The following is a 1,167-nucleotide window of genomic DNA, read 5'->3' as shown; positions in this document are numbered from 1 at the left end:
CCAGGAGGAGAAGCCGGGGGAGGTAGAGGGGGAGGGCGGGGACGGAGAGGGGATGTCCGGCGGGAAGTGGTCGCCGAGGAGGACGTCGTAGCCGAGATCGGCGCGACCCCGCCAGTCGTCCGGGAGACGCAGGGTCGCCTCCGTGCCGGGTACGGGGCCGACGGCGAGCGCGCGGAGGGTCGTGACCCGGTCGGGGTCGAGGCGGCCGAGGACCCGGATCCGCAGCCCGGGACGGGCGCCCAGCCGATGGAAGTTGGCGGTGTGGGCGAGAGCGGGGTGGCTGTGCGCCGGGGCCAGCCGGAACGGTGCACCGGGGTTGGGCCGGCCGTCCGCGAACGCGTCGCCTCCGCAGGGCAGTTCACGGACCAGCAGATCCTCGCCGTCGGCCGCGGCGATCTCCACATCACAGCCGATCAGGGGACGGGCGTACCCGACGCCTTCGGGGTCACCTGTCCCTTCGTGATCACCGGCCCCTCCGGGGTCACCCACGAGCGACGCCGGGAACCGCACGGCAGCGGACTCTGCGAGCGGGCGGGCGAACACCGTCGCCGACGCGGCCTCGGTCCAGGGGCGTCCGGCGGCGAAGGTGGCACGGACGCCTCTTTCCGCAAGCAGGCGGCCCTCCGGGGAGACGGTCGCTCCCGAGATGATCAGGCCGCCGCGGGACACCCGGAAGTGGTCGCTCAGGAAGCTCCGGATGGCGACCAGGGCGGTACCGGCCCGTCTCGCCCGCGCCGGGCCGCCGGGCTGGACGTCGCGGAGCGTGTACCAGCGGCCGTCGTCGTCGATGAGATGCGTGACCACCCCGCCGAGGTCGTCGGCGCCGATCACCGGTTCGCGGCAGACGCCGTAGAGCCGCAGCGACCCGTCGGGGCGGTGGTTGCGTCGGACGGCGCCGATCAGCGCGGGCTCGGGGTCTCCGGCCTTCAACAGGTGTGCGACGAGGAGGAGTTCGCGCAGCGCGGTCACCAACTCGGTGAGTCTGCCCGGGCTGTACGGGTCGCGCGTCGTGCGCAGACAGCGCACCACGCTCAGGGCCGCGGCCTCCGCGCGATGGAGGCCCGTCAGACGTGCCGTGTGGGCGGCGCGCAGCAACTCGGCCTCAAGGACCGCTCCTGTACCGGCCGTTCCGGCCGAGAGTACGGCTGCCGCCGCGGTCCAGAGTCC

1 pseudogene is annotated in these 1,167 nt (G+C 74.2%); it reads right to left on the bottom strand.

Annotated elements, in window-relative coordinates:
• Window positions 1-1,167 (bottom strand): annotated as a pseudogene (locus O3Q52_RS53335) (hypothetical protein); the annotation flags it as partial.

The organism is Streptomyces sp. ActVer (assembly GCF_027270795.1).
Lineage (GTDB): Bacteria > Actinomycetota > Actinomycetes > Streptomycetales > Streptomycetaceae > Streptomyces > Streptomyces umbrinus_A.
This window is presented reverse-complemented; position numbering and strand designations above follow the sequence as displayed.